The organism is Corynebacterium sp. 11A (genome assembly GCF_008930935.1).
Lineage (GTDB): Bacteria > Actinomycetota > Actinomycetes > Mycobacteriales > Mycobacteriaceae > Corynebacterium > Corynebacterium megadyptis.
This window is the reverse complement of sequence record NZ_PQMR01000003.1, coordinates 189,520-214,381: the sequence shown is the minus strand read 5'-3', so window position 1 is coordinate 214,381 and position 24,862 is coordinate 189,520. Positions and strand designations below refer to the sequence as shown.

Here is a 24,862-nt window from a genome sequence, read left to right as displayed (position 1 = left end):
TCGCAGCCCCCGCCACCGTCGCGGCCGGCACCGCCCCCGCCACCGAAGAGGAGACACGATGACGACGATCACCGCACAGCACCCCGTAGCCGATTCAACCGCTGCCCCTCGCCAGTCCTCGTCCACCGCCGACGTAGCCCGCGTCGTGGCCCGCGGTGCGAGCACGCTCAGCACGGCCCTTGCCGGTATTTTTCTCCTGCTCATGATCAGTTGGGCCGCCCTGCCGGGGATCTTCGCTCAGGCCGACCCGCTGGCAGTAACCCTGCAGTCGCTGCAGCCGCCATCGGCGGAGCACTGGTTTGGCACCGACGCCACCGGCCGTGATCTCTACGCCCGCGTGGTCTACGGCGCCCGTCATTCCCTAGCGGGAGCGTTGATCGCCGTGCTCGTGGGCGTGATCGTCGGCACCGCTATCGGCGTGCTCGCCGGCGCCCGCGGCGGCTGGGTCGAAACCGTGCTCATGCGCGTGGTGGATGTGCTGCTGGCCATCCCAGCTCTGCTGTTGAGCCTGTCCATCATCATTATCGTGGGCTTCGGCACGATCAACGCCTCGATCGCGGTGGGCGTGACCACCGTGGCCATGTTTGCCCGCCTCGCCCGTTCCCAGGTGCTGAGCGTGATGCAGGCCGACTATGTGGAGGCGGCCTTCGGGGCGGGGGCAAATTTTCCCCGCGTCTTGCTCCGGCATGTTCTGCCCAACTCGCTCACCCCTGTGATCGCCCTGGCGGCGCTGCAATTCGGCAGCGCCATCCTCCAAATCTCCACCCTGGGCTTCCTCGGTTATGGCGCCACCCCACCCACACCCGAGTGGGGTCTGCTCGTCGCCGATGGCCGCGACTATGTGGTCACCGCGTGGTGGCTCACCGTCCTTCCTGGCCTCATCGTGGTGTTCACGGTGCTCGCCGTCACCCGGCTCAGCCGACTCGTGCACAGAAAGGTTGCGATCTAGATGTCTGATACTCCGCTTCTTTCCATCGATGGCCTCAGCGTCTCCTATGGGAACACTCCCGCCATTTCGCTTATCGACGCCACCCTCCAAGCTGGCGAAACCCTAGCCATCGTGGGTGAGTCCGGCTCTGGTAAAACCACCACGGCGCAGGCCATCGTGGGGCTTTTAGGGGATAACGCCCGCATCACCCATGGCTCGATCACGCTCTGCGGGGAAGAACTCGTGGGACGTGACGAGCGTTTTCTCCGCACCATCCGCGGCCGGCGCATCGGATTGGTACCGCAGGATCCCACTAATTCCTTCAACCCGGTCCACACCATCGGCGAAACGATCGCCGAGGCGATCGCCATTCATAATCCGCGCGGCGCCACTCGGCAGCGGGTGGTGGAGCTCTTGGACAAGGTGGGGGTGGATCGACCCGAGCTGCGCTATGGCCAATACCCGCACGAGCTCTCGGGTGGGTTGCGCCAGCGCGCGCTCATCGCCGCCGCCATCGCCGGCGAACCGGAGCTCATCATCGCCGACGAACCCACCTCGGCGCTGGATGTAACGGTGCAGGATGTGGTGCTGGATGTACTGGCCGAGATGACCCGTGAATTAGGGGCCGGCGTGCTGCTCATTACCCATGATCTCGCGGTGGCGGGCGATCGCGCGGATCGCATCATGGTGATGAATAACGGACAGGTGGTCGAGTCCGGCACCTCCGCGCGAGTGATGGGTGCCCCGCGGGAGGACTACACCCAGAGACTCATCTCCCATGCGCCCTCGTTGAATAGCCCGACCATGCCAGCGGCAGTAGAGCCGGCAGAGAACGCCCCTTTGCTGAGTGTGGAGCGGCTCTCGAAGAGCTTTCCGGGGGTGACTGCCGTGGACGATGTCTCCTTCGAGGTTGGCCGCGGTACCACGCACGGGCTGGTGGGAGAGTCGGGCTCGGGAAAGACCACGATCGGGCGCATTATCTCCATGTTCCACACTCCCTCTGCTGGCCGGGTGCTCCTCGGGGATACCTCGCTCAGCGATGCCTCGCCGGCGCAGGTGCGCACGCTGCGCCGCCGCGTCCAACTGGTCTATCAAAACCCCTACTCCTCCTTCGACCCGCGGTTGAGCTTAGGTGAGTCGGTAGCGGAGCCGCTGCGAAACTTCGGACACTCACGGCGTCGCCGCGAGCTGCAGGAACATGTGGAGGAGGGATTCAGCAAGGTGCACCTCGATCCCGCCTTGGCGTCCCGCCGCCCGCGGGAGCTCTCCGGCGGGCAGCTGCAACGTGCCGCGATCGCCCGCGCCCTCGTGGTGCGCCCCGAGCTCATCGTGTTCGATGAGGCGGTCTCCGCGCTCGATGTGACGGTGCAGGCCCAGATTCTGGACACCTTGCACGATCTCCAAGAGGAGCTGGGACTGACCTATGTTTTTATTTCCCACGACCTGGCGGTTGTGCGCGCCATTTCCTCCACGGTCTCGGTGATGCAACGCGGACGCCAAGTGGACTATGGGCCGGTGGCCGAGGTGTTCGAGAACCCCTCCGACGATTTCACCCGCAGGCTGGTGCACGCCATTCCTGGCCGCGTGCTCCGCGCCCGCTTGGAGGAGCAGCGCTATGTGCACTACGTGATTTAAGCCGCGCTAGCAGCACCAGGTGTGCTGCTGCGGCTAGGCTTAAACACTCGAGGGCGGCGTCGATAAGCGCAGCACGCGTGTATACAAAAGGATGTGTGGCGAGAGAACCCAATGATCAACGGTGTGATCACTCACGATGGAATCAGAACCCGCACTTATCACTGGCCGGTGGCCAAGCCGCGCCAGGTAGTGCAGATCGTGCATGGCATGGCCGAACACGCAGGCCGCTACGATGAGCTGGCGCAGTTTCTGAATAGCAACGATATTGCGGTCGTGGCCCATGATCATCGCGGCCATGGACCCGAGGCCGTCACCAGCGGCGTGCTCGGCCACTTCGCGGATGAGAATGGCTGGTCGCGCGTAGTGGAGGACATCTCCTTGGTGCGCACGCATTTCCAGCGCACCTACCCGGATGTGCCGTGGATTATGCTCGGCCACTCCATGGGGTCTTTCGCCACCCGTGACTACCTCACCCGCGGCTATCAGCCCCTCGCGGGGGCCATTCTCGTGGGCACAGGCCGGTGGCCGCGTTATGCCTCCCTAGGCCTGCTTCTCGCTTCTGCCCTGGCCGCGAGGAAACCGAGGTGCATGGCACACCTGCTCAACACCCTGGCCTTTGCCGGCTATAACAAGGGTTTTGAACGCCGCACCAGTGTGGACTGGCTCTGCTCCGATCCCGCAGTGGTGGATAGCTATCGCGCGGATCCGCTGTGCGGTTTTGTGCCTACTAATCAATTCTTCGCCGATTTTCTCAGTGCTCATAGGCGGGTGAATACTCGCGCCACGTTTAGCGCCACCCCTCGCGACCTGCCCATTCTGGTGGTCTCTGGGGCCAAGGACCCTGTGGGTGGGGCTACCGGAGCCACCCAAGTGGCTAATCGCTACGATGCCGCGGGAGTCGACCGCGTCAGCGCCGTGGTGTACCCGGGTAAGCGACACGAAATCCTGCAGGAAACAAATAAGCAGCAGGTCTATGAAGACCTGCTGCTGTGGATATCTACTCTCTGCTAAACCGTGGCACTACGCCACGGCGAGAGTAGAGCCAAGGTGACTATTCGAGGCCCGCTGGGGCGCCAGGTGCACCGAAACCATAACCGAAGCGGTAGGGGGCATGGATGTCGGCGGCGTTCATAGCCTTCATAATCTCGGCCGTCATGGCACGCTCCACTGCCCACTTCTGCGCAGGCATGACCTTGATATTCACGCGCACCACCATGTGGTCCACATTGAACTTGGAGATACCCGCCAACTCGGGATCGCCCAGAATATCGGCGCGGTATTCCTCGGCGGCAGCAGAGCGCTGCACAGTGTCGAAGATGGTCTTTTGCGCGGCATCAACATCTGCAGACAGCGACACGGGGATTTCAATTCGCGCGATGGAGTAGCCCTGGGAATAGTTACCCACCGAGAGAATCTCGCCATTGCGCACGAACCAGAGCACACCGTCCACATCGCGCACGGTGGTCACACGCAGCGACACATCCTCCACATCGCCGGCGACATCACCGACGGAGATGGTATCGCCCACGCCGTACTGGTCCTCGATCATCATGAAGATGCCGGAGAGGAAGTCCTTGACCAGTGCCTGGGCGCCGAAGCCGAGGGCCACACCCACAACACCAGCGGAGGCGATCAGCGGGGTCACATTCACGCCCACCTCATCGAGGATCGCGAGCGCCGCCCACACCCACACCACGATGGACACGGCCGAGCGCCCCACCGTGGCGAGAGTCATCATGCGCGCTTCACGACGCTGCGCTCGGGCTTTATCCTGGGCGGCAAGCTGTTGGCGCAGCAGCTCGGCCTTTTTCGGATCCTCTTCCTCCTCGACGGGATCATTATGGGCGACACCAAAACCGATCTTGGATCGCTTATCACTGGCGGCAGCGTTCTCGGATACCTTAGTAATGAGCTTGCGCAGGAAATAGTTAAGGGCGATCGCCACGATCACAATGATGACAATGTGGATCGGCTTGGAGATCAGCCACTCCTGCACTAGGGGCTGATCCCACCACGAGCCGAGGGTATCGACAGTGGTATCCACCGTGGACGTCATCGCCGCCTGCACGAGCGTATCTGCGGGCAAGGTCATAGAGTCGGGGAAGGTAATCTCTGTATTCACGTCGAACCACCATAGGGGAGGTGTTCGCAGAACACCAGATGGTTGAGAATCAAGTGGGTAGCGCTCCGCACAGTGGCTGATCGGTGCTAGCTGTTGGCTTTTTTCAACCAGCGCAGTCCGTAAATGAGGAGGGGAGAGATCAGCACGAGCTGCAGGATAGCGCCGAAGATCGTAATATCCTCGAGCTTTGTGTCTGGCAGGACGTAAATGCTGGTAAAGCTACCAAGCACATTGAACACTAAGTGGCCGATGATAGGCACCCACAGGTTTTGAGTATGCAGCATCAGCGCGCCAAGGAAGACCCCCAGCACGAAGGTGTAGAACACCTGGCTGATGGTGCCGATGATCATCTCGGGAGTCCGAGTCAAGTTGGCAAAGTGGATGAGGGAGAAGACTACAGCGGTGAGTACGACAGAACGGGCAGGGGAGAGTGTGGCGCCGTTGAGAAGAATCTGCAGGATGATGCCGCGGAAGATGACTTCTTCAAAGAAGGCTGTTGCAGCCATGATGAGCACTAAGAACATCAGCCGCTTCGTCGCGCCCTCGCTTTGCTGTGCGGAGGGTTCCTCTCCGAAGAGGGTATTCACCGCGAAAAACATGGTCGATACGGCAAGCAGCGGCCAGCCAAATCGCAGTAAATCCGTGAGGCGGAACCCGGCTGGGGAGATGAGGTTGCCGAGTTTCAGCCACCTTAGACCGGCGCAGGCCACGATGAGTGGAATAACATAAGCTAAGAGGGCTGGACCGGTGTTAATTGCGGGTTTACCAGTCACAACACTTCCCAAGTAGAGGCTGAGAAGGGCAATGACAACAACGCCGAAGCTAGCCAAAAGCGGGCGCTGCGAGAGTGTCTTCATGGTGTCCTTTCCGGGCACGGGGGTCGCCCGGGATGGGCAACCCTAGTGGAAACTATTTGTAGCGGGAGAGTACGAAGCATGACCAATGCACAATGACCCCATTAGCGACCGAAAAGTGACTTTTTTAGGACTTCCTCATAAAGGAAGTCCATAGCCCCATGAGACATGGGATGTCTTTAATGTAGTCTCAGGTGTGCTGTGAGAAAGATCTCTCCCATTCTCAGGGCATTGCGGGCGCTGCGAGCGTTGCGGTGGCCTCCGTATCGTGGGCAGGGGAGTAGCTGCGTAGTGCCTCGGCGCCGATGAGTTTTTCCAGCGCTGCCCGATCCACGCCGCAATCGTGCGGATGCTCCTCCGCCCACGCCGGCGGAATATAGGCACAGGTGGGGTCGGAGGCGCGGTAGTCACCGGTGAGCGCATAGGCGGTAGAACGCGAGCCGCCGCAGACCGAGTGGAAATCACAGACCGAGCACTTGCCGTGCCAGTGGTCGGGATCGCGCAATGCCTGAAACGCTTCTGAGTTGGCGTAAATATCGTGGAAATCGCGCTCTTTCACATTGCCGCAGTGCATGGGCAAAAATCCGCTTGGGTACACATCGCCCACATGGTCCACGAAAGCGAAACCAGAGCCGGAGTTCACCGCCATCGGGGCGCGGGGACGACGCGGGGCAGCGGGGTGCTCGCCAAGAATCTCGGTGGTGAGCTCGGTGAGCTCGCGATACAACGGGCCGCCCTCATAGCCGGGGCCTCCCTCTTCTTTCGCCTGCTGGGCCTGCAGCACCACGCGCCGATACTGCGGCGCCTCTGTGGTCTTAATGGCGATGCGATTAGACACATCATGCAGCCAGTGCAGGGCGTCTTCGCGCTCCTGGGGCGAGAGGGAGTTCAGCGCGGCGCCGCGGCCAGTGGGCACGAGGAAAAAGACGTACCACATCTTCGCCCCCATATCGATCACCCGCTTGAGCAGGTGCGGGGCCTCGTGAATATTGGACTTCGTGAGCGTGGAATTAATCTGCAAGCGATAGCCCAGCTCATTAATGATGGGGGCCATCTCGACGGTCTTTTCGAAGGTGCCGGAGAAGCCACGGAAGGCGTCATGCGTCTCCGGGAAGGCGCCATCGAGCGACATGGACATGGCCTTGCCACCCGCCTCGCGCAGCGCGCTAATACGCTCGCGGGTGAGCTTCGGGGTGACCGAGGGCGAGAGCGAGATACTCAGCCCCAGGGAGGTGCCATAGGCGGTGAGCTCGACCAGATCATCGCGCTCAAAAGGATCCCCGCCGGTGAGCACCACTAGAGGACGGGGATGCTCATACGCGGCGAGGCGTTCCAGCAGTGCCTTGCCCTCGGCTGTGGTGAGCTGGCCAGGAGCGGCGTGATGCTGGGCATCGGCGCGGCAATGCTTGCACACCAAAGCGCAGGCGCGGGTGACCTCCCAGATAACAATGAACGGCTTCTGGTTGATGTCATGGCGGACCGTGCGCACAACCGGCATGCGATGCTTCACAGTGCTGAGCTCCCTCTCATCTTCGGCGATCGTGCCCTCCGAGCAGCGTCAGCGACCGGAAAGCACAGGCACCTTCCAGATTAAGACAGCACAGCCGGACCGCGCCAACAGAAACGGCCCCTGAGCTGGGAGATATTGGCCACCCTCTGCTTAGTGGCGCCTAAGATTGGCGGGTTTTATCGCTGCTCTCCAGCGCGGGCATCCACCTCGCGGTTACGCAATGCCCGCTGCTGCGCATCGACGTTTTCTGCCACCAAGCGGGCCAAAGCGCTCGGAATATCCGCATCCAATAGCTGTGTGGAGCGCTCGATGCCCGCGGCGCTGATATCCCAGCTGGGGTAGATGCCCTCGAGAAGCGGCTGGGCAGTCTCATTCGGCAGATCGGCCCACAGCTGCGGGGCGAGCTCAACGAAACGCTCGTTGAACTGCTCCAGGTTCGGCGTCGAGCCCGCAAAGAGCAAGCCTTCGAGAGTGTGGCGCAGCTCGAGGTTCGAGATCTCGCCGGCTGCGGTGCTGAGGCGCTCGTATACCTGGGCCTTGTTCTCCGCGGTATTGATGGCCGCTGCGGCCCGCCACGCCGACTTCTGGCCCGAGCCGGTGGCATCGCGCTCGCGCTCTGCGGCGATGGCGGCCTCAGGGTCGGCGATATCGCCGCGGGCGATCAGGGCGGTCAGGGCGCTCCAGCGGATATTGCTATCCACCTCCAGCTCCGGCACCGTGCACGTGCCCTCGAGGATGGAGCGGAAGAACGCGGCTTCGTTCTCCCCGAATTCCACCTGGGCCAGCGCCTTGAAGAAGGGTAGCTGGGCATCGGTGCCGGCGGCGAGGTCGTGGGGCTGCGAGAGGGCGTCGAAAAGCGTACGGGCAAAGGCCTGCTTGCCTTCCTGCTCTGCCCACTCCGGATCGGCGTAGGAGCGCAGGGTGATGCGAGCCTGCAGCAAGATGCGCTCCAGCACGGCCAACTCGGTCTCGGAGGTGATACCGCGCTGCACCAGTGCGAGGAAGTCGCGGGCCGGCATACGACCATCGCGCGTGGCCTGGCTGGCGGCCGACCAGCACAGTGCCCGCGCCATGGAATCCTCGATGGCGTCGATATGCTCGCCAATGAAAGCCAAGCTTTGCTCATCGGCTTCGTAGAGGCAGTAGGTGAGATCATCGTCATTGACCAGCACCAGATCTGCCTCCGGGGCGCCGATGAGATCCGTCACCTCGGTGCGCTCGCCGTCCACATCCAGCTCAATGCGCTGGGTGCGCACCACAGCGGAATCCTGGAGGCTATAGAGGCCCACGGCAAGGCGGTGAGTGCGGGTCTCGCCAGCGCCGGGGGTGGCTCCGGACTGCACGATGGCAAAGGAATCGTAGACGCCATCGCTGCTCGTGGACTCCACCGAGAACGAGTTGATGCCGGTGGTCTTCAACCACTGGCTGGACCAATCCGACAGATCGCGTCCCGAGGCCTCCTCCAAAGAGGCGAGCAGATCATCGAAGGTGGCATTGCCGAAAGCATGGCGCGCGAAGTGGCGGCGCACTCCGGCGAAGAACTCCTCACGCCCCACATAGGCCTGCAGCTGCTTCAGCACCGAGGCGCCCTTGGCGTAGGTAATGCCGTCGAAGTTCTGCTCCACGGTCTCAATATCGGAGGCATCCGTAGAGATCGGGTGCGTCGAGGGCAGCTGGTCCTGGTTATAGGCCCAGGACTTCTCCACAAATGCGAAGGTGGTCCACGCCGTGTCATAGCGGGTCTCCTCAGCCTGGGAGATCGCCGCGGCCCAAGTAGCGAAGGACTCGTTGAGCCACAGATCGTCCCACCATTCCATGGTCACGAGATCGCCGAACCACATGTGGGCCATCTCGTGCAGGATGGTATCGGCGCGGCGCTCGTACATGTAGTGCGTCACCTGGGAGTCAAAAACGTACTCGTCGCGGTGGGTCACGCAGCCGGCGTTTTCCATGGCGCCCATGTTGAACTCGGGGACGAACACTTGGTCGTACTTGCCAAAGGGGTAGGCGACGCCGAAGTTGCGGTGGTAGAAATCGAAGCCCTGCCGGGTCTCGGTGAAGATGCGCTCAGCATCCAGCGAGTCTGCCAGCGAGGCGCGACAGTACAGGCCCATCGGGATCTCCAGATCGGTGGGCTGATCGGCTGGGGTTTCCGAGTGGTGGGTGAGCGTGCCCGTCCAGGTCTCCCGTACCTCGTGATAGGGGCCGGCACACACCGCAGCGATATAGGTGGAGATCGGATAGGGGAAGTCCGCCGTGTGTACGCGCTTTCCTTCGGACTCGGTGCAGGTGGTCTCCCCATTGGTGATCACAATCCAGTCCTGCGGGGTGACGGCGCTGAGGCGATAGGTTGCCTTGAGATCGGGCTGGTCAAAGCAGGCATAGACCCGCTTGGCATCGGCGGTCTCGAACTGGGAGTACAGGTACACCTTGTCATCGGCCGGGTCCACATAGCGGTGCAGGCCCTGGCCGGAATGAGAGTAGGTGCAGTCGGCATCGACCACGAGGGTGTGCTCGCCGACGCTCAGCTGCTTCAGCTGGAGCCCGTGCTCGGAGGAATACTCCGGTGTGAAGTCCTCGCCATCCAGGGACGCGGAATGGATGTGGGCGTCGCGGAGATCGATGAAGGTATCACCCGCCTCCTTCACCGTGAAGTGCACTGTGGTGGTGGAGCGGAAGGTCTCGTCGGAGGTGGTCAGATCGAGGGCGATGTCATAGTGCTCGGTCTCTAGCATGGCCGCGCGGGCGCGCGCTTCATCTCTGGTTAGGTTCACACTTGTCATGCGCACCACAGTAGTAGCGTGACGCAGGTCGCGTTGCCGGCGGGGTGTGTGGGTGTTGCATGGGCGCTACGCAGAGCCGGTGGCGCGTTGTGCATTAGCATGGGCGGGCATGAACGATAAGCGCTCTATTACTTTCTATTTCGATGTCACCTGTCCCTTCTGCTGGATCACCTCCCGCTGGATCAAGGAGGTCGAGCAGGTCCGCGATATCAGCGTCAACTGGCAGCCCATGAGCTTGGCGGTACTCAATGAGGGCCGCGATGAGCTGCCCGCGGCCTATAAGGAGATGATGAAGGCCACCTGGGCGCCTGCGCGCGTCTTCGTCGCCGTGGCAGAGCAGCACCCAGAGAAACTCGACGCGCTCTACACCGCCATGGGCACTCGCATTCACCACGGTGGGGAGATCACCGTTCGCGGCTACCATGCCGCCGACGAGGTGATCGCAGCGTCCCTCGCCGAGGTGGGGCTTCCGGCTGAGCTGCTCGACGCCGGCCACACCGACAGCAATGATGATGCCCTCCGCGCCTATCAGCAGCGCGCCATGGACAAGGTGGGCGAGGAGGTGGGCACCCCCGTCATCGAACTCGGAGATGTCGCCTTCTTCGGCCCGGTGCTCACCCGAGTGCCGCGCGGCGAAGAAGCAGGACAGCTATTCGACGCCTCCTGCACGCTCGCCGGCTATCCCTACTTCTTTGAGCTCAAGCGTTCCCGCACCGAAGGGCCGCAGCTCGACGATCGCGGTGGGCGCGCGTAGGCGGCGCGCTTAGAAGAACAGCGAGCCAAAGCCTAAGGCGATCAGATTAATCACGATGAAGATGCCGATAATGCCGGCCATGGTTCGCCACCACGGGCGGGCCTCATCGTCTCCAGCAGCGGTACTATCCGCAGCGGCGGGCGCCGGGCTGGGGGAGTGGTCCGCTTCCGGCTCGGCGGCAGCCCGTAGCTCCGCCGCGCGGGGAAACTGGGTGTTTTCGTCTGCGAGAAAACTCGGCACACTCTGAGTGGCGGGGAGGCTATGCGCGGGATTGTGCATCGAGGACAGATCATGGTGCACCCCGCTGGGGCCGTGTGCGCTCGCCAACATGAATCCTCCCTGCGTCCTCTGTGCTGCTCATAGCGGCACATGATGTGTTCTCTCTCAACACTACCCACCGTATGCAGCGGGAAGAAACCCCACGACAACAGGACTGCGGCCCTGTCTGAGACACGTCCCGCCCCTGCTCATAAAGCGGCTGTTATTCGCAGGCGATGCCGTCATTATCGCCATCGAGGCCCGAGCGATACCCAGGTTCGCCGCGTAGCAGCGGTGCCATACCGCGCGCCCGCGCCTCTGCACAGTTACGCACATACTCCGTCGCACCGGCCGGGGCGGCGGGAACCTGTGCGGGATCGGGCGCTGGGGCCGGCGCAGTGTCCTGCGCCGGTGGGGTGGCAGACTGTGGCGGCTCAGTAGATGTGGGGTGTGTATCGCTGGCAGGGCACTGCCGGAGAATGCGCTCCATCGCTGCTTTCTCCGGCGAGGTCACCCACAGCGCATAGGCGTGTTTGACCTCGATCTGGGAGCGCACATAAGAACAACGGAATGAGGAGTTCTTCGGCAGCCACGTCGCAGCATCCCCAGCCCCTTTTTGCTGGTTTTGCCACCCGCTCACAGCCAGCAGGTTACGGGGATCATTGGCAAAGTTACGCCGGCTCTCCGGACTAAGCTGCTGCGCCCCGGTCTGCCACGCATTCGACAGCGCCACGACGTGATCGATCTGGATCTCGGAGGAGCGCTCGCCCCGCTCGAAATCCATCCACTCGCCGGTGTAGGGATCCAACAACTGCCCCTGTAGTACCACGCAATCTCGGGTATTCGGTTTGAGAGTGATCTCCACCAGGTCGCGGCGCAGAATATCGTTGCGGGTATCGCAGCCATTGTGGCCATACTCCACAGTCACATCATCACTCCAACGCTGGCCAAACTCCTCGCGGCTATAGCCGGTAGTGGGGGCGCGGCCCTTAACCTCTAGCTCATCCAGCAGTGCTGCAGCCGCGACAGCCGTGGCGGGCAGCTCGCCAGCTGTGGTGGACTCTGGCGTGCTTTCTGTGGTCGCCGGTGCGCTCTCTATGGTGCTCTCGGTAGTGGAAGAGCTGGGCGTCGAGGGGGTGGAGAGGCGCTCTACCTCTGTATCGGTGGCACATCCTCCGAGCACAAGGGCGGCACAGAGCGTTGCCAGAGTTTTCTTCACGGCTGAGGACCTCGCTTTTCGTCTACACTGAACGCCATGCGCGTTTATCTCGGAGCGGACCATGCTGGGTTCGACATGAAGAACATTATTGCAAGCCACCTCGAGTCCAAGGGGCACGAGGTGATCGACTGTGGTGCTCACACCTACGATGCGGCTGACGATTATCCCGCCTTCTGTATCGAGGCGGCACAGCGCACCGTGAACGATCCGGGTTCGCTCGGCATCGTCCTCGGTGGTTCCGGTAATGGCGAGCAGATCGCCGCCAATAAGGTGCCGGGCGCGCGCTGCGCGCTGGCGTGGTCTGTGGAGACCGCCCGCTTGGCCCGCGAGCACAATAACGCCCAGCTCATCGGCCTCGGCGGCCGTATGCACACCGAGGAGGAGGCCCTGTCTATCGTGGATGCCTTCCTCGATCAGGAATGGTCCCAAGAGGATCGCCACCAGCGGCGTATCGATATCATCGCCGACTACGAAAAGACCGGCGTGGCCCCCGAGGCATAAAGACGAGGCCTAAAGACACAGAACAACCCCGAGCGTGATGCTCGGGGTTGTTCTGCTTAGTAGGGCTGTGGCGCGGCGCTGGGCCTAGAAATCAAAATCGAAGCCGCCGCCGTCGAAGAGGCCCCCATCGCCGCCGTCGAAGAAGCCGCCGTCATCGCCCATACCGGCGCCGTCTCCCATATCGCCGGCGTCGCCCGCGTCGCCTGCGTCACCGAAGTCGTCGCTGCCGTCCGCGGTGCCATCCGCGAACTGGTCCGCGCCATAGTGCACTCCCGACATCCCCGAGAACAAGGCAGAGAACATCATGACGGAGCCGGCCGTCCACATGCCGGTGGCAAGCGCAGGGCCCCACCACGCGCTGGAGTACCACCCGGCTGGAACGGGGCGGCCTGCGACAGTGCCGCCGGGGTAATAGTGAGGAGTATCCGCGCTAGCGTGCGGAGAGGCAGAAATAGTGCTGTTCTCATGCTGGATGGTACGCGGCTCGGTCACCTTACCGGCGGCGCGCTGGCCCTCCAACGGCGGCAACTCTGGCCCTGCGGGCATATCCATGATCTCGCGGGCAGCATTGACATAGTGCAGGCCCTCCAAGGCAGATTCGCGGGCCAAGCGGGCCTGCTGTGGGGTATTCGCCGTGGAGATCTGCGAACTGGCGGCGTTATAGCGCTCCGAGGCATCCGCCAACGCCTGGGTAGAGGCGGCGTCCGAGCCAGTCAGCGACAGCACTTGGGAGCCGAGTCTTTCGATCCAGCGCCGCGCATCTGCCACGGCATCATCCATGTCCGTTTGCGTGAGCTTCTGGTTCTGGCCTTGCTGCACGCGGTTGATGAGAAACACAACGAGGACAATCGACACCGCAATTAAAATCCAAGCTGACACTGGGTTTTCACCTAATCTTTCTGCAGAGAGCATCCTTGAACAAGGGTTCACTGGAGAAAACGACGGAAACGGCTCGGAGGTTCCCGTGGGTGTGCCGGCAGTGCAGCCAGCGGTGCCGCTTCGGCTAGTTGGAGGAGCCGGACCTTTCCGCGACCCACTCGCGCACCACGGTGGAATCCCAGAGGGTGAGGCCGTGGAGCTTCGTTACCGGCTTGGGGGCGCGGCCTCGGGTGGCATAACTGGTGAACGTGCCACGGGCTGTGCCGGAGTAGTCCGCACATTCAGACGCAGTCCACAATTCATGTCCAGTATCTTCATCAATGATTTTGGGGCGCATACCCCCAGCATACGCAGAGTGCGCTCGTTCTGTCTGGTAACTAAGAAACACCCCTTTTTGCGTTGTGCGGAATCCATGCGCTAACATAACCCAGCACCAAGGGAACGTCGTATAGTGGCTAATACCTCAGCCTTCCAAGCTGAAGACGCGGGTTCGATTCCCGTCGTTCCCTCTCTAAATAATCTCCCGCGGTATCTACTACTGATACCGCGGGAGATTTTTCTTTGCAGGCTTATACCTCGGCGTCGGGTTGAGGCGTATCCTCCCACTCCACCGCGTCGATATCAATGCCGCGCTGGGTCGCCTGCTGCTCCACGCATGCCCGCAGGAAGGGCGCGGCGCCGCGATAGTAGGAGGCGAAGCGCTCATCAGCTTCGTACATGCGGGCGAGCAGCACCTGCTTGGCTAGGGTGCACTCGTAGTAGTGGCTGATGAGCTCAGCATGACGATCTACCAGTGCAGCCGCTGCAGGCGAGCTCGGGCTCACCTCCGCCTCCGCTGCCGCCACGAGATCCTCGACAAAGCCGTCCATGCTCTTTTTCATGTGCGCCCAGCCGGCCTCATCCATGCTCTCGACAGCGGCGCGGCTGGCCGACCATTCTGGGGTGTGGGACCAGCGCTGCTCCGCTTCATCCTGATGGCGCTCCCACTCGGCTTTCCAGGCAGCGGCGTCTCGCGCCAGGCGGGTAGTGGGGTTGGAATGTGTGTCAGACATTGAGTCCTCCTCGACGAAATAGTCCACTAGGTTGTCCACCGCGCGCACTCGAGCGCGCAGCTGGGCTGCATCGGCGGCGAGATGGCGTCGTTGCGCTCGCAAAGAAGAACACACTGCGGAAGGATCGTCCATAATCTCCGCCACTGCCTGCAAAGACATGCCAGTGGCACGAAAAATCAGGACCGCCATGCCGCGGTGCACATCGCCCAGGGTGTAGAGACGATGATCGGCCCACGTGCGCTGGGCGGGGCTAAGCAGCCCAATCTGGTCCCAATAGCGCAGCGTGCGCGTACTCACCCCCAGAAGCTCGGCGACATCACCGATTGTGAACTCGTCCATCTGCAGGCGTCCTTTCCTTGATCTTCACAGCGCGCCGCTGATGCGTGCGCCCGACTATCAGCATCGAGGTTGACGCGGCGTCATACGCAAGCAGAAGCTTATCGACGCCACGAGCACGTCCCATTCTCACTCCCTCCGATCCGGCACGGGCCGACTGTCTCCATTGCAATAAGTAACAGCGCCGAGCAGCTGGTGCTCGGCGCTGTTACGCACAACCTAGGTCAGTGACTGGGTGGGTTATTCCTTGACCCAGCCGATGTTCTCGATCGGCACATCACCGAAGGCCATGGGGCCAACGTTGGCCAGGCCGCTCTTGACGGCGGAGACACCGAGAGCGGTGTTGATCGGAAGGATGCCATAAAGGGCAAGTGCTTCCTTCTCCAGCTCATTGCTTCGCTTGATCTGCTCTTCGCGGGTCGGCAGCTTCTGCAGCTCCGCGATCTTCTCGTCCAGCTCCGGGGTGCCGGTGTTGGAACGGTTCAGCTGAGAGTCAGAGCGGTAGGTCTGGCCGAAGTACGCCACACCATAAGGATCGCTCGAGCTAAAGCCCATCGGGAAGATGTCGTAGTTCTTGCTCTGCAGGGTCTTGGAGAACTCAGAGCTCGGACGGACGTCGATCGAGATGTCGATACCGATATTCTTCAGCATCTGCTGGGTAGCCTGCGCGGAGGACTTCACGAGGTCAGACTCGCCCACGAGCACGTAGCGCAGAGTCAGTTTCTCGCCATCCTTCTCGCGGATACCGTCGGCGCCCTCGGTCCAGCCAGCCTCGTCCAAGATTTGCTTAGCTTCCTCGGGGTGGTAGCCGGCGACAGCCTCGAAGTTATCTTCGTAGTCGTTTTGGAAGGGGTAGAAGACGAAGGAGCCGGGGTTCTCCAGCTTCGCGGGCAGACCCTGATACCAGATATCCGCGAGCTGTTCGCGATCCAGGCCCTTAGCAAAGGCTTCACGTACCTTGATGTCCTTGAGGATATCCGACTCGCCGTTGAGCAAGAAGAGGGTGTTCTTGGGGGCGCGTCCCACATAGATCTCGGTGTCGGCGAGATCCTTCACTGCCGCATAGTCAGAGCGGGAGCTGGCACTGACCGCGTCGATCTCGCCATTCTTAAAGGCGTTGATCGCTGCCTGGGACTCCATCTGGCGGAAAACACGCTTGTCGAGCTTCGCGGTGTCACCCCACCACTTCTCGTTGCGTACGAAGGTGGCAGTTCCGTTCTGGAAGTCCACATCTTCAATCTTGAACGGGCCGGCGCCCCACTCAGGGTGCACTTCCTTCAGATAGGAGTTGTAGTTATCTGGGTTTGCCAGCTCGGGGTGAGCGATGAAGTTGAACAGGCCTTGCCACCAAGGGTAGGTGCCTGCGAAGGTCACCACCGCTTCCTTATCGGTCTCGCCCTTTTCCACCGATGTGATCTGCTCGTATCCATCAGTAGAGCTGGGAGTGTAGGACTCGTCCTTGCCATCATTGATCTTCCACGTGGTTTCCCACGCGCGCCAGTCAATCGGGGTGCCATCGTTGAAGGTGGCGTCCTCGTTGATCTCATAGGTGAGTTTGGTCTTGCCGTCCTCTTCCTCTTCCTTCACGTCGAGGATGTAGTTCGGGTCGGTCGACCACTCGCCCTCAGGAGAGTAGTGGACGGTCATCGGGTTGTACCAGGACCACATAATGGTGGAGTACAACGTGCCGTCTGCGTGGAAGGGGTTTTGCTGCTCGGAGATCTCGCCGATAGCGGTGGTCAGGGTACCGCCGTCCTTGAGATTGTCGCGGTCTTGCTCATTGAAGTCGGCGTCCGGGACCCCAGCTCCATCCGTAGTGGACACGGATCCAGAGCCATCGTCCCCGCAGGCAGCGAGTGCCAAGGCTGAGGCAGAGAGCACTGCCACCAACTTCTTGGTTGGGGTGTGTAATTTCATGGTGTCACTCATCTCTCTTGAGGGAATGTGAACTAGGGCAATATGAAGTTATAAGCAACCGAGCACTACCGCATGAGACATGACTGGTAGTGATCGGCGCCGTCTACAGGGCGCAGATTAGGAGTTGTCGATTCACAGATCGAGCGATTCGACTCCTCGAGTTCCTCGTAGAGAGGACAGCGAGTGCGGAAGGGGCAGCCGCTAATTTTCTCGGTGGGAGAAGGCAGGTGGTCCTTCAATAGCGTCCGTGTGCGATTGCGCTGGGCAACAGGATCGGGAAGCGGAATGGCCGAGAGAAGCGCTTGGGTATAGGGGTGGCGGGGGTTATCGAAGAGCTCGTCAGTGTCGCCCTTCTCCACGAACTCGCCTAGATACATCACTGCGGCTCGATCGGAAATATGGCGAACTACAGACAGATCGTGGGCCACAAAAAGGTAGCTCACGCCAAGGCGTGCTTTGAGATCGTCCAGGAGATTCAACATGCCAGCTTGGATGGACACGTCGAGTGCGGAGACTGGCTCATCGAGAACAATCAGTTTCGGTTCCGCCGCGAGAGCGCGGGCGAGGGAGATGCGCTGGCGCTGACCTCCCGAGAAGTGGCCGGGGAAGCGATCCACGTGGGTGGGGTTGAGTCCAACAAACCTCATGAGCTCATAGATGCGCTCGTTTTTATCTCCCTCCCACTCCAAAGCGTCGAGCGGCTCTCGAATGATATCCGCCACGGTCAAGCGAGGATCCAACGACCCCATCGGATCTTGGAACACAATCTGGATATCGCGGCGGAGTAGGCGACGCTCCTTTCGTTTCAGAGTGGTTACATCCTGGCCGCTAATGACCACCTTGCTTGGTTCGCTTGGAGCCAAGTCCATGATTTCCAAGAGGGTCGTGGTCTTACCGGAACCGGACTCGCCCACGATGGCGAAGCACTCTCCTTCACGGATAGTGAAGGACACGTCTTTTACCGCGTGCACATCGCCCACCCTGCGCTTTAACAAGGCCCCCTTGATCAGCGGGAAGGTTTTCTGCAGGTTCTGCACATCAAGCACTATCTCGCGCTGTTCGCGGGGGATGTGTGCCAAGGTGTTCTCCGCGATCTGTGGAGCAGGGAAGATGTCTGCACCGTCGATCGTCCCACGCTCAATTTCTGGACTGCGCACACACGCTGCGTCATGTCCCGGCTCAATGCTGCGCAGACTCGGTTCGGTCTCGAGGCACTGTTCGGTGGCGATGGGGCAGCGCGGCGCGAAGGTGCACTGATCGGGGAGATTGATAGCGATCGGGGGATTTCCCTCGATCGAGGTCAACGACGAGGAGTCGCGTTTCGCCGCCGAGGGAATAGAGCCCAACAATCCCACGGTGTAGGGCATCCTCGGATTATCGAAGAGCTCCTGGACTGGGGCCTGCTCGACGGGGCGGCCGGCGTACATCACCATTACGTCATCGGCCATATCCGCGACCACGCCCATATCGTGGGTGATCATGATGGTGGCCGCGTTGGTCTCGTGCTGTACCTTCTTGATCAACTCCAGTACTTGCGCCTGGATGGTCACATCGAGAGCCGTGGTGGGCTCGTCGGCAATGAGGACTGAGGGGTTGTTGGCGATAGCAATAGCGATCACCACACGCTGCCGCATACCGCCGGAGAACTCGTGCGGAAACGCCTTAGCCCGCCGTTTCGGATCCGGAATACCCACGAGATCGAGCAGCTCGACGGCACGGTCCCATGCTCGCGCCTTCGAGATCTTCTCGTGGCACTGGATGGCCTCCACGATTTGTGTTCCCACATCAAACACGGGAGTCAGAGCGGAGAGCGGATCTTGGAAGATCATGCCGATCTCTTTGCCTCGTACCTTGGACATCTCTGTGTCGCTGAGACCGAGGAGTTCCCGCCCGCCGAGTGTGGCGGAGCCAGTGATCTTCGCATAATCCGGGAGCAGCCCCATGACTGCGAGGGAGGATACGGACTTACCGGAGCCGGACTCGCCAACGATGCCGAGTGTCTGTCCGGGCTTAAGGTCGAAGGAGACACCGCGCACGGCGTCGACGTTTCCCGCCTCGGAGGGAAATGCGACGTGAAGGTCTTTGACTGAGAGGACTGGCGTGGTCATGTGTTATGCCTTTCCTGCTGCGGCGGAGTTGGGGTCGAGGGCGTCACGAAGACCATCGGCGATGAACGCCATGGACACGGTCAGAAGGGTGAGTACCGCCGCGGGGAAGTAGAACTCCCATGGCGAGACCTGAACGCTCGATGCGCCAGAGGAGAGGAGCGTGCCGAGCGAGACGTCGGGCAGCTTCACACCGAGCCCCAAGAAGGAGAGTCCGGTTTCACTCATCACGGCGCTGACCACTCCCAGCGTGAGGTTGATAACCAGCAGTGAGCCGATGTTCGGAATGAGGTGGCGCACCACGATGCGTGCATTGGATACGCCCATGTAGCGGGCCGCCTTAACGTACTCGCGTTCCCGCACGGAAATGGTCATGGACCAGATGACGCGGGCGGGGAACATCCAGCCGAAGGCGATCAACACGACGATGAGGATCTTCCAGTCGCCGCCAGATCCGGAGACCAAGAGGGCGAGGATAAGAAAGGTCGGCACCACGAGTAGGAAGTGAATAACACCCAAGATGGCTTTCTCTGGGCGTCCACCAAGAAGGGCAGCTGTGGTTCCGATAAGGGCGGACAGTGCGGTGGTGGCCACAGAGACGACTACGGCGATCACCAGCGAGCGCCGCAACCCCTGGATCACCATGGCGTAGAGGTCATTGCCCGAGGCGCTGGTGCCAAACCAATGCTCAGAATTGGGCTGCACGCCGAGGGCGGTGAAGTCGGAAAAATCATAGGCGTACTTCGCGGTCAGCGGGCCCACCGTGGCAAAGACAACGAGAAGAAGGAACACCACGGCGCCGGCAACCGCCATTTTGTTCCGCATGAATCGGCGAGCGTAGAGCTTCAGGCGCGAAATCGGCTTGCCCCCAGCGAGGTGATCGTGCTCGAGCTGGGTTTGTGCCTTATCGATCTCCTGCTCGGTCACAGAGGCGATCGCGCTCTGCGTCGAGGGCGAACTCGCCGCAGTGAAGTCATTAGTCGGGAGGGCGTTGGCGTTGACATCCTCAGAGTCGTCAGCGCCATTGTTTCGGAATTCTTTGCGCATTGTTAGTTCACCCGCACTCGAGGATCAAGAATGACAACCAGGATGTCGGAAAGGATCGCGCCGATCGCGGTCATGAGCGCTCCGAAAGCGGCCACGGCTACGGTGCCATGGATGTCATTGCTGTTGAGGGTCTGCAGGAAGTACTTGCCCATACCGTTCCACGCGAAGATCGTCTCGGTCATGATCGCGCCGGTGAACACACCGGTAATGGAAAAGGCCACGGACGTTGCCACCGGAATAGCAGAGGTGCGCAGCGCATGGCGGCGAATAGCTTGGTTGCGCGTCATGCCCTTTGCCCGAGCTGTCCGCACATAATCGGCGTCGATATTGTCGAGCAGCATGGAACGCTGCATGAAGTGATAGCCCGCATAGGAGATGATTACCAGCGAAATTGTTGGTAGAGCGAGGTGCTGGGCTGCGTCAATCACCTTTGGGATAAAGCCTTCGACTCCGATTGATGAGGCCCCTGTGACGTAGAAGATGGTTTTTCCAGCCTGCTGGTTGATCTTTACAGCCGCCCATACAAAGAAGATCGACGCCACAACAACATGGATGTTCATGGTGACGATCGAGAAGAACTGGAAGAACCGATCGCCCGGCTTGTACTGGCGAGAGGCCGTGAACACGCCGATGCTTACGCCAACGAGAACAGACAGGATGGTGGCAAGCAGTAGGAGTCGCGCGGACACCCAGATGCGGTAGGAGATTTCATCATTGACTGAATCTCCGAGTGGGGATAACCCCCAGTTCCAGTGGAACAAGATGTCCGTTAGCCAGGTCCACCACCGTTCCAAGATGGGGTCTTTATCGTTGAGATTTTTCGGGGCGAGGATTGCGTCGATCCTCTCCTCCGGAATCGCTGGACGCCTACCTGCGTAGTTCGACCGAGGGTCGAGGAATGCGGAGGCCAAGAAGAACGTGATGTTGACCGCGATAAAAATCATCGCGAACCAACCAGCGATCTTCTTTAGTAGGTACTTCGCCATAGGGGCGCATCCCTTCGTTTTCGCTTTGGTGCCGGTGTCGAGCAGCAGTTGGGCCACTGCAGTGATGCCCTCAGAACATCGGATCCTCTCGATCTCAAGGGGCCACGGGAAAGCTAGACAGCCGCTGATCTATCTTAGGAAAATATTAGCACAAAAGTGACTACCGCCACATTTAGAGGGTTTGCGGGAAGTTCAACTTAGGGGGTGGTTGTGTGTGGGTCCATGGTGGCGGCACTCCTTGTGTAACCTGCTCCGCCGTAAGCGTTGGAAGGGGCGATCGCTCACCGTCTAAATATTTCCAAAAGACATTTTCTGCGGTGGAGGGTTGGCTATCGAGGTTTATGTCTGACGTCTATGGGGGCCGTATTGGGCAGCATTAGGGAGAGTCTGCGGGTACTTGGCTTTGGTTCGTGTTAGGTGTGGTGAGTGGGGCGTGTCTGCTGTGCGCTTCCGGGTGTGAGAATCCCCCCTCGAAAGGGTGGCATGTATGGCGAAGGTCATGGGATACCCATCTCTCTCTGTGGGACGCCGGACGACTGGCGTTAGGGCTGTCTTAGTGAGATCTCAGCCACGTGGGTGGCGGTGTGGAACTACTGGGTGCGCGTGAGGGGCGGGGTGTGCGCGGGAGCCCTTGTCTGGCTTGGGGTGGCGTGAGAAAAACGGCACAGCTATCTGTTGCAGCAGCTGCGCTTTGAGGGGGGGATAAAAGCATTCCTAGCGGGGTAAATGCGCGTAGTGGGCACCCTATTGTGAGGCGGGTAGTGTTGCTACTTGTAGACTACGTAGGAGCTCGAGGGCATCGGGCTAATACGACACAACGGGACGTGGCGCAGCTTGGTAGCGCACCTGCTTTGGGAGCAGGGGGTCGCAGGTTCAAATCCTGTCGTCCCGACGAGGGATATCGAGCGCTTCGGCGCGAGATGTCCACATATATCGACAATGAGGGCTCGTAGGGGCACTACGCTTCAGCCGGTGAAGCACCAACGTGACACCGCAAGAGAGCGCGGCTACTACGGGCCCTCAGACATAGCAGATCATCATCGTACGCAGTAAGAAAATTCAGGAGAGTGACTCGTGAAGAGTTCCGTCGAAAAGCTGAACGACACCCGCGTTAAGGTTACGGTTGAGGTTCCCTTCGAGGAACTCTCGTCCGAGTTTGACCAAGCCTATAAGGCTATTGCGCAGCAGGTGCAGGTTCCCGGTTTCCGTAAGGGCAAGGCTCCGCGCCAGCTCATCGATGCTCGTTTCGGCCGCGGCCCTGTCATCGAGCAGGTTGTTAATGACATGCTGCCGTCTCGCTATAGCCAGGCCGTGGAAGAAAATGAGCTCGTGGTGCTCGGCCAGCCCGAGATTGACATCACCAAGATCGAAGACGGCGAGCTCGTCGAGTTCGTCGCCGAGGTGGACGTCCGTCCCGAGATCACCCTCCCGTCCTTCGAAGACATTAACGTTGAGGTGCCGCCGCTGAAGGTGGAGGATGCCGCTGTGGAGAAGGAGCTCGAGGAGCTTCGTTCCCGTTTCGGCACTCTCAAGACCGTGGAGCGCGCCGCTCAGGAGGGCGACTTCGTGAGCATCGACCTCCACGCCGAGGTCGATGGCGAGGTCATCGAGGACTCCAAGACCGAGGGCATGTCCTACAACATCGGTTCCGACGACCTGATTAAGGGGCTGGACGAGGCCCTCACCGGTCTGTCTGTTGGCGAGTCCACCAGCTTCGAATCCGAGCTGCACATGGGCGAGCACGCCGGCGAGCAGGGCGAGATCACCGTCACCCTGCAGTCCGTCAAGGAGCGCGAGCTTCCCGAAGTGGACGATGAGTTCGCCATGATGGCCTCTGAGTTCGACACCGTCGACGAGCTCCGCGAGTCTCTCGAGAAGAAGGTGGAAGAGGATGCCAAGGGCAGCCAGGCCGCCGCTATTCGCGATGAGGTTCTCTCCGCAGCGCTCTCCCAGTCCGAGTTCCCGCTGCCGGAAGGTGTCGTCGAGGAGCAGGTAAAGGCTCAGCGTGACCAGCTGCTGCAGCAGGTCGGCGGCGACGAGAAGATCCTAGACACCCTCCTTGAGGCTCAGGGCACCAGCCGTGAGAAGTTCGATGAGGACGCCCGCACCTCCGCCGAGGATGCAGTGCGCAACCAGCTCTTCCTCGACCGTCTGGCCGAGGAGCTCGAGCCTGAGGTCACCGAGCAGGAGATGTCCGATCACATCATGTTCACCGCCCAGCGCTACGGCATGGAGCCGGCCCAGTTCTTCGGCCAGCTGCAGCAGTCCGGTCAGCTCGGCGCGCTCTTCGCTGATGTGCGCCGCGGCAAGGCTCTCGCCGAGGCTATCTGCAAGGTGAGCGTTAAGGACACCGAGGGCAACGAGGTGGATCCGGCCCAGTACTTCGGCGATGAGGAGCCGGAGTCCGAGTCGGAAGCTGAGTCCGAGTAAATTCGAGACTGCAGCGCAAAGCCTTGAGGCAGTGCCGCACCGCATGGGTGCGGTGCTGCCTTTCGTTTTCTGCTGTACGTCGTGACACGGTGGGAGATACCCCTAAGCTGTGAGCGAACAAAGCTGACTCTGCTCCCGCCACAGCGGTAGCCTGAAGTGACGAGATATTGGGATTCAAAGGAGAAACAATGACCACCCCACACATGACAAACGCAGCCGCAGGACTCAACCTGAGCGACTCCGTCTTTGAGCGCCTCCTCCGCGAGCGCATCATCTTCCTCGGAAGCCAGGTGGACGATGAGATTGCCAACAAACTCTGCGCCCAGATTTTGTTGCTCTCGGCAGAGGATCCCAACCGGGACATTTCCCTCTACATCAATAGCCCTGGCGGTTCCGTTACCGCCGGCATGGCTATCTTCGACACCATGAAGTACGCCCCGTGCGACGTTGCCACCTATGGCATGGGTCTCGCAGCATCGATGGGGCAGTTCCTGCTTTCTGCCGGCACCAAGGGCAAGCGTTTCGCTTTGCCCCACGCCCGTATCATGATGCACCAGCCATCCGCAGGAGTGGGAGGCACCGCGGCGGATATCGCTATTCAGGCGGAACAGTTCGCCTATACCAAGAAAGAAATGGCTGAGCTCATCGCCGAGCACACCGGCCAGCCTGTGGAGCAGATTGTGAAAGACTCCGACCGTGACCGCTGGTTCACCGCCCAGCAGGCTAAGGACTATGGTTTCGTGGATCACGTGATCGAGTCCGCCAAGGGCGCTATTAATAACTAATCCACCCCCACGACTAAGGAGCCTTTCACTATGCAGATGCCACAGTCCCGCTATATCCTGCCGTCCTTCCTTGAGCAGTCCGCTTATGGCACCAAGGAGTCGAATCCCTATAACAAGCTTTTCGAGGAGCGCATCATCTTCCTCGGCGCCCAGGTGGATGACACCTCGGCCAATGACATCATGGCGCAGTTGCTGGTGCTGGAGTCGCAGGACCCAGACCGCGATATCACCATGTACATCAATAGCCCCGGCGGATCGTTCACCTCGCTGATGGCGATTTATGACACCATGCAGTACGTCCGCCCCGACGTATCTACCGTCTGCCTCGGCCAAGCTGCCTCCGCAGCCGCCGTGCTACTCGCCGCCGGCGCCCCCGGTAAGCGTGCCGCGCTGCCGAATGCTCGCGTGCTTATTCACCAGCCCGCCACCCAGGGTATTCAGGGCCAGGTCTCAGACCTCGAGATCCAAGCCGCCGAGATCGAGCGCATGCGCACCCTCATGGAGGAGACGCTGGCCCGTCACACCGGTCAGAGCGCGGAACAGATTCGCATTGATACCGACCGCGATAAGATCCTCACCGCTGAGGCGGCTAAGGACTATGGCATCGTGGACCAAGTATTCGACTACCGCAAGCTCAACGGCTAGTCCGTCTGCAGAACGAGCGCAACGGCGGGCGATACCTTCCATGGGAGAGGGTATCGCCCGCCGTTCTTATGTCGTGACGCCGTCTGGGTGGCCTACCATTCACCGCACAGACGACA

General features: G+C 60.9%; 21 protein-coding genes and 2 tRNA genes. 10 read left to right on the top strand and 13 right to left on the bottom strand.

Going from position 1 to position 24,862, the window contains the following annotated elements; translation table 11 throughout:
- Window positions 1-58: 58 nt before the first annotated feature.
- The 3 genes from GBB18_RS04565 to GBB18_RS04555 all read left to right on the top strand — a co-directional run bounded on the left by GBB18_RS04565 (window position 59) and on the right by GBB18_RS04555 (window position 3,574).
- The gene (locus GBB18_RS04565) at window positions 59-949 is read left to right on the top strand and encodes an ABC transporter permease (RefSeq protein WP_151640892.1); all 891 of its coding nucleotides are present in this window, start codon (window positions 59-61) and stop codon (window positions 947-949) included.
- On the top strand, window positions 950-2,563 hold the full coding sequence (locus GBB18_RS04560) for an ABC transporter ATP-binding protein (protein ID WP_151640891.1): 1,614 nt from the start codon (window positions 950-952) through the stop codon (window positions 2,561-2,563). It begins immediately after the preceding gene.
- A 93-nt stretch (window positions 2,564-2,656) separates the two neighbouring features.
- Window positions 2,657-3,574 carry an alpha/beta hydrolase gene (locus GBB18_RS04555; RefSeq protein ID WP_151640890.1) on the top strand — a complete coding sequence of 306 codons (918 nt, stop codon included), beginning with the start codon at window positions 2,657-2,659 and terminating at the stop codon, window positions 3,572-3,574.
- Window positions 3,575-3,614: 40 nt separating this feature from the next.
- Here GBB18_RS04555 and GBB18_RS04550 read toward each other — a convergent pair whose 3' ends face one another.
- The 4 genes from GBB18_RS04550 to pepN form a co-directional block, all read right to left on the bottom strand.
- The gene (locus GBB18_RS04550) at window positions 3,615-4,685 is read right to left on the bottom strand and encodes a mechanosensitive ion channel family protein (RefSeq protein WP_225979151.1); all 1,071 of its coding nucleotides are present in this window, start codon (window positions 4,683-4,685) and stop codon (window positions 3,615-3,617) included.
- A gap of 86 nt (window positions 4,686-4,771) precedes the next feature.
- On the bottom strand, window positions 4,772-5,542 hold the full coding sequence (locus GBB18_RS04545) for a CPBP family intramembrane glutamic endopeptidase (RefSeq protein ID WP_151640889.1): 771 nt from the start codon (window positions 5,540-5,542) through the stop codon (window positions 4,772-4,774).
- A 220-nt stretch (window positions 5,543-5,762) separates the two neighbouring features.
- The gene (locus tag GBB18_RS04540; protein WP_151549370.1) at window positions 5,763-7,037 is read right to left on the bottom strand and encodes a TIGR04053 family radical SAM/SPASM domain-containing protein; all 1,275 of its coding nucleotides are present in this window, start codon (window positions 7,035-7,037) and stop codon (window positions 5,763-5,765) included.
- Window positions 7,038-7,225: 188 nt separating this feature from the next.
- A complete protein-coding gene (pepN, locus tag GBB18_RS04535) occupies window positions 7,226-9,832 on the bottom strand; it encodes an aminopeptidase N (RefSeq protein WP_151549344.1) in 2,607 nt (868 codons plus the stop codon).
- Window positions 9,833-9,941: 109 nt separating this feature from the next.
- Here pepN and GBB18_RS04530 point away from each other — a divergent pair, with 109 nt between their 5' ends.
- The gene (locus GBB18_RS04530) at window positions 9,942-10,586 is read left to right on the top strand and encodes a DsbA family protein (RefSeq protein ID WP_151549343.1); all 645 of its coding nucleotides are present in this window, start codon (window positions 9,942-9,944) and stop codon (window positions 10,584-10,586) included.
- A 9-nt stretch (window positions 10,587-10,595) separates the two neighbouring features.
- On the opposite strand, the gene GBB18_RS04525 is transcribed toward GBB18_RS04530, so the two are convergent.
- Window positions 10,596-10,916, bottom strand: coding sequence for a hypothetical protein (locus GBB18_RS04525; RefSeq protein WP_151549342.1), 321 nt, complete (start codon window positions 10,914-10,916; stop codon window positions 10,596-10,598).
- Between the two features lie 151 nt (window positions 10,917-11,067).
- Complete coding sequence (locus tag GBB18_RS04520; protein ID WP_225990233.1) at window positions 11,068-12,063, bottom strand: DUF1524 domain-containing protein; 996 nt, start codon at window positions 12,061-12,063, stop codon at window positions 11,068-11,070.
- A gap of 36 nt (window positions 12,064-12,099) precedes the next feature.
- Between GBB18_RS04520 and GBB18_RS04515 the strand changes: the two genes are divergently transcribed.
- The gene (locus GBB18_RS04515; protein ID WP_151529094.1) at window positions 12,100-12,564 is read left to right on the top strand and encodes a ribose-5-phosphate isomerase; all 465 of its coding nucleotides are present in this window, start codon (window positions 12,100-12,102) and stop codon (window positions 12,562-12,564) included.
- Window positions 12,565-12,648: 84 nt separating this feature from the next.
- Here GBB18_RS04515 and GBB18_RS04510 read toward each other — a convergent pair whose 3' ends face one another.
- Together GBB18_RS04510 and GBB18_RS04505 are read right to left on the bottom strand one after the other, a co-directional pair.
- Window positions 12,649-13,443 carry a DUF1542 domain-containing protein gene (locus tag GBB18_RS04510; RefSeq protein WP_151549340.1) on the bottom strand — a complete coding sequence of 265 codons (795 nt, stop codon included), beginning with the start codon at window positions 13,441-13,443 and terminating at the stop codon, window positions 12,649-12,651.
- Window positions 13,444-13,567: 124 nt separating this feature from the next.
- Window positions 13,568-13,780, bottom strand: a complete 213-nt coding sequence (locus tag GBB18_RS04505; protein WP_151529096.1) for an AlpA family transcriptional regulator — start codon at window positions 13,778-13,780, stop codon at window positions 13,568-13,570.
- A 100-nt stretch (window positions 13,781-13,880) separates the two neighbouring features.
- On the opposite strand from GBB18_RS04505, the gene GBB18_RS04500 reads away from it, so the two are divergent.
- A tRNA-Gly gene (locus tag GBB18_RS04500) sits at window positions 13,881-13,952 on the top strand.
- Window positions 13,953-14,012: 60 nt separating this feature from the next.
- On the opposite strand, the gene GBB18_RS04495 is transcribed toward GBB18_RS04500, so the two are convergent.
- From GBB18_RS04495 to GBB18_RS04475, 5 genes are all read right to left on the bottom strand, one after another.
- Complete coding sequence (locus GBB18_RS04495) at window positions 14,013-14,834, bottom strand: MerR family transcriptional regulator (RefSeq protein ID WP_151549339.1); 822 nt, start codon at window positions 14,832-14,834, stop codon at window positions 14,013-14,015.
- Between the two features lie 237 nt (window positions 14,835-15,071).
- A complete protein-coding gene (locus tag GBB18_RS04490) occupies window positions 15,072-16,748 on the bottom strand; it encodes an ABC transporter family substrate-binding protein (protein WP_151549338.1) in 1,677 nt (558 codons plus the stop codon).
- A 65-nt stretch (window positions 16,749-16,813) separates the two neighbouring features.
- Window positions 16,814-18,856: a dipeptide ABC transporter ATP-binding protein gene (locus GBB18_RS04485; RefSeq protein ID WP_151640887.1), complete on the bottom strand. Its 2,043-nt coding sequence runs from the start codon at window positions 18,854-18,856 to the stop codon at window positions 16,814-16,816.
- 3 nt (window positions 18,857-18,859) lie between these two features.
- Window positions 18,860-19,900, bottom strand: a complete 1,041-nt coding sequence (locus GBB18_RS04480; protein WP_151549336.1) for an ABC transporter permease — start codon at window positions 19,898-19,900, stop codon at window positions 18,860-18,862.
- A gap of 2 nt (window positions 19,901-19,902) precedes the next feature.
- Complete coding sequence (locus GBB18_RS04475) at window positions 19,903-20,886, bottom strand: ABC transporter permease (RefSeq protein ID WP_151549369.1); 984 nt, start codon at window positions 20,884-20,886, stop codon at window positions 19,903-19,905.
- Between the two features lie 818 nt (window positions 20,887-21,704).
- Here GBB18_RS04475 and GBB18_RS04470 point away from each other — a divergent pair.
- The 4 genes from GBB18_RS04470 to GBB18_RS04455 all read left to right on the top strand — a co-directional run bounded on the left by GBB18_RS04470 (window position 21,705) and on the right by GBB18_RS04455 (window position 24,746).
- A tRNA-Pro gene (locus tag GBB18_RS04470) sits at window positions 21,705-21,778 on the top strand.
- 182 nt (window positions 21,779-21,960) lie between these two features.
- Window positions 21,961-23,316 (top strand): trigger factor, encoded by a 1,356-nt coding sequence (gene tig, locus GBB18_RS04465; RefSeq protein WP_151549335.1) that lies wholly within the window; start codon window positions 21,961-21,963, stop codon window positions 23,314-23,316.
- A 188-nt stretch (window positions 23,317-23,504) separates the two neighbouring features.
- Window positions 23,505-24,101: an ATP-dependent Clp protease proteolytic subunit gene (locus GBB18_RS04460; protein WP_151529103.1), complete on the top strand. Its 597-nt coding sequence runs from the start codon at window positions 23,505-23,507 to the stop codon at window positions 24,099-24,101.
- A gap of 30 nt (window positions 24,102-24,131) precedes the next feature.
- Window positions 24,132-24,746: an ATP-dependent Clp protease proteolytic subunit gene (locus GBB18_RS04455; RefSeq protein WP_018018933.1), complete on the top strand. Its 615-nt coding sequence runs from the start codon at window positions 24,132-24,134 to the stop codon at window positions 24,744-24,746.
- Window positions 24,747-24,862 lie beyond the last annotated feature (116 nt).